Origin of the sequence: Cupriavidus sp. WGlv3, from assembly GCF_023952475.1 — a bacterium.
In the GTDB taxonomy this organism is placed as follows: Bacteria; Pseudomonadota; Gammaproteobacteria; order Burkholderiales; family Burkholderiaceae; genus Cupriavidus; species Cupriavidus phytorum.
Genome location: NZ_JALHRX010000066.1, coordinates 1 through 3,482 on the forward strand (window position 1 = coordinate 1; position 3,482 = coordinate 3,482).

The window sequence follows — 3,482 nt, forward strand, 5'->3', positions numbered from 1 at the left end:
CGTCGTGGCGCATTCAGCTTCCTGTTAAACGGCCAAGCACCCTCGATTCGCGTTTGTGCACTTAGCGACAGAGGTGCATAAAAATCCACCTTGGGAAAATTGGACGAACGGAAACTAAAGTCGTGAGCAGGCGCTCAGGCCGGCACACACTCAGTGAACGTTGCGTCCGAAATTCTGCAGTTCGAGGTCGGTCAAGGAGACCGCGGTGCCATCATTGGGCGCATTGGCGAACTTCAGGGTCAGCTTGCTGAGTTGAGTGATATCGAACGTGCTTTTTGATGCGGGATCAGGCCCGAATGCGTCGAGTGGGATTGCCACCATGTTCAGCAACTCGGGCATTGAGCTTTGGGGGGGAATCGACAGTCCCATGCTGCTGTCCAGCGCGTCGGAGAAGTCACTGACCAGTATCGCCGGTGAGTCGCGCCCCTTGCTATCGGTGAGTGTGACACTCACCTGCTGCGCCGCGAGCATTCCCTCAACGGAGGGCTGGGGTCGGACCATTGCGATGCGGAAGCTTAATGTGTCAAACCCAACCGTCGACAGGGCGTTTGCCGTTACCGGCTGGCCGCTTGGCCCGTACGCGGGTTCCTTAAGCGTAACCGGCAGCGTCATGTTTGGTCCGGTCAGTGTGAACTGAACCTGATTGGCGATCGACAGCAACCCGCCTACGTAGGTACTAAGCGGGCCTTCAGGACCTGTCCTGAAGAATATCCCCGTCGGCGAGGGCTGTGTACAGGTCGGTATGGCTCCATCCCCCAGGGTGAGATCCGTCGCGCAAGTGTATACGTTACCTCGAAAGGCGGATGCGTCGATCAGGTCCAGCGGACCGCCCGTCTGCAAGGTCGAGATTGTGCTGTCGTAGGGCTGGTTCAGGCCATATTCGTCGAATGGAGCAATCATTTTATGTCCGTTGACTCCATTGATCTGAATCGTCAGCACCACCCGGTTATCACAAGGTGCCTGACTCCCCGGACAGGCCGCCGCTGGCAGTCTGGCTGTGCCATTCCAGTAGGGAGCAAACACCGCTTCTCCCCCAACGAAATTGCGCATGAAACTGTTGATCACGAATAGCCCGATGGATTGCTGATCGGCTGTAGCCAGTCTGGTCGCGTGCGTGGCGTCTGCATAGCAGTAATCTCCCTGTAATCCGCTGTAATCGTCCTTTGTCCATTGGCTATTGAAGTAATTGTGATTAGCCCCGCGTACCACAATCTGGAACCGCGGAGCCGAGTCGGCAGGATCCCTGCTGAAGCGGTTGTTGTCGAGCACGTGTGTTCCGGACAAATTGTTCACGTCTCCATCACATGTTCCCACCATCGCGGCAAAGGGCACGCTGGCGATCTTCCGGTAGGACTGGCTGTCTGTTGGCGCAAGTGAGAGCGCGGCCTTGAAAACATATTTCGGTGGAGTGTTCGACCAGTCGCCCGCTTCAGGAGAAAGCATGACGTTATTCATGTCGAGGAATGTTGACAGATCCTGATCAGATAGACCGTTCACGCTTAGCTCGGCTATCAGGGTGTTGAGCGTCGTGAGGAACGCCGCCTTTGTGCCGGTGGTCACGGCTGCGCCGGGCGCAGCAAACCAGGTATTACCTGCCCAATTGTCTTTTTCATTTTGCAGTTCGGCGGTGGCCGAGCGTAGCTGTTGCAGACTGACACCAATGCGCCGATCATTAAGCTGGATGGCGTCGTTGATACCCTGGCCACCTCGGGAGTGCCCCATGATGCCAATCCGGCTAAAATCAATCTTGCCAATCAACTGCTTCGGGATCTGTATACCGGTCGTGGTTTGACCCCCATCACTCAATTTCTTGAGACGGTCGAGTGTTGCAAGGACCAGTTGGCCTCGCGACTGCGATGAATAATCGCCCGCTCCCCCGTGAATACACCCAATCGCCGTCGATGGGCAAAACGCATTAATGTCGTTCGCATCTATTGACAGCGTGACATAACCATGCACAACAAGGTCATTTGCCAGATAGTCGTACCCTTCGAAGCTGGGCTCAGACCGATTATGCATGCCATGGAGGAATATGACCACGGGATAGGAGGTCGGCGCGGTACCGGACGGGTTCACTGGTGCACCCGGATAGCGAATCCAGCCATGAATACGAGTGAGAAAAACAGCCGGTGAAACGTCAGCGGTACTCACGACGACGGAGCCGAGGTCATATTCCCCGCCTTCGGGTGAGTAGGTCGGACCGACAAACTGCTCAGCGGGCATCTGCTCTATAAACCGGACAGTTGGTACGAGCACTGCTGGCGTCAGCACCGCCTTTCCTGGTGGCCTCCCTCCTGTCCCCGGTTGTGCGGCCGGTGGGGTAGCCGGTGGGGTAGCCGGTGGAATGGGAGTAATAGCTCCTCCTACGGTTCCGGATACGGTTGGGGCAGTGCCTGTTTCATGATTTGTGCCGGAAGCGCCCCCTCCACAGCCGCCGAGACCGGCTAGCAGACTAAAAGCGATCATCCAGTGATGTAGTCGTGCAATCATTTATTTTTCCCTCGCCGCACAAGGCATTGCGGCAGAAGCGGAGGTGCCCGCAGTTATGGTTACTCGTCGCGACATTCGCTGTATGTTTCCGGACAACACCGCCTAGGCGTTGGCGGATGCTTCACGCTCGCAAGGGAGCAGGTACATCGCAGGATCGACTATGTGCAACGTCCGTGCCATGGAATGTAAGCGACCGAGAAACGGCGTCCTAGTTTTATAGGGTGAGTCTTGGCAGGCTTGCGTCCGCAAACACTTTGCGAACGCAAACCATGAACACTGACGATATTGATGTTGACTGCTTTCCACTGCGAGTAGTGCGTGTCCGGCGCAATGGGAAACGCGATTACGAGCCGGTGGCCAAGCGGCGTTTGATTGAGCTGTGTCTTCGGCCTGGCGCATCGGTGGCAGGCATGGCGCTCAAGGCTCAAGTCAATGCCAATCAACTGCGCAAATGGATTCGGCTGCATCGGGAATCGAAGGCAGTGGAACGCGGTTCGCTGGCGGCGTTCGTGCCGGTTGTTCAGGGAATCCGATCCCCTGAAGTCGAAGCTGTGGTCACTGCGCCGAGTCGCACGACGGCCGTGGCAGTTGAACCGCAACCTCAGCCGTCGCGATCAGTCGCGCTGCTGAGTGCGAAGTTGCCAAACGGCGTGGCGATTGAGCTCGCATGCGGTGGGCGTGACGGTGAACTCGTAAAGGCGATGATCGAAGCGTTGGGGGCGAGCTGATGTTCCGCTTCGACGAAGGGCTGAAGGTCTACCTGCACCGGGAAGCCGTGGATTTCCGCAAGAGTATCAATGGTCTGTCGGCGCTGGTCGAGCAGTCGCTGGGGCTCGATTCGTTCGCACAAGCGGTCTACGTGTTTCGCAATCGGCGAGCCGATCGGATCAAGCTGCTTGGCTGGGGCCGGAACGGATATTGGCTTTTTTTGAAACGACTTGAGGCAGACCGTTTTGCCTGGCCGCGTGGGGCGGCAGTGGCGACTCTCTCGG

3 protein-coding genes are annotated in these 3,482 nt (G+C 57.2%); 2 read left to right on the plus strand and 1 reads right to left on the minus strand.

What is annotated here, in order from left to right:
• Nucleotides 1–150: 150 nt before the first annotated feature.
• Nucleotides 151–2,271: an alpha/beta hydrolase gene (locus MKD38_RS30295; RefSeq protein WP_145987300.1), complete on the minus strand. Its 2,121-nt coding sequence runs from the start codon at nt 2,269–2,271 to the stop codon at nt 151–153.
• A gap of 488 nt (nt 2,272–2,759) precedes the next feature.
• Between MKD38_RS30295 and tnpA the strand changes: the two genes are divergently transcribed.
• Nucleotides 2,760–3,218, plus strand: coding sequence for an IS66-like element accessory protein TnpA (gene tnpA, locus MKD38_RS30300; protein ID WP_081479555.1), 459 nt, complete (start codon nt 2,760–2,762; stop codon nt 3,216–3,218).
• On the plus strand, nt 3,218–3,482 hold a 265-nt coding region (tnpB, locus tag MKD38_RS30305; protein ID WP_147309006.1), incomplete at its 3' end, for an IS66 family insertion sequence element accessory protein TnpB. The genes tnpA and tnpB, both read left to right, overlap by 1 nt.

Bases quoted from the DNA above. Each gene is read 5' to 3' on its own strand.
- tnpA (WP_081479555.1), top strand. From the start codon at position 2,760: ATGAACACTGACGATATTGATGTTGACTGCTTTCCACTGCGAGTAGTG.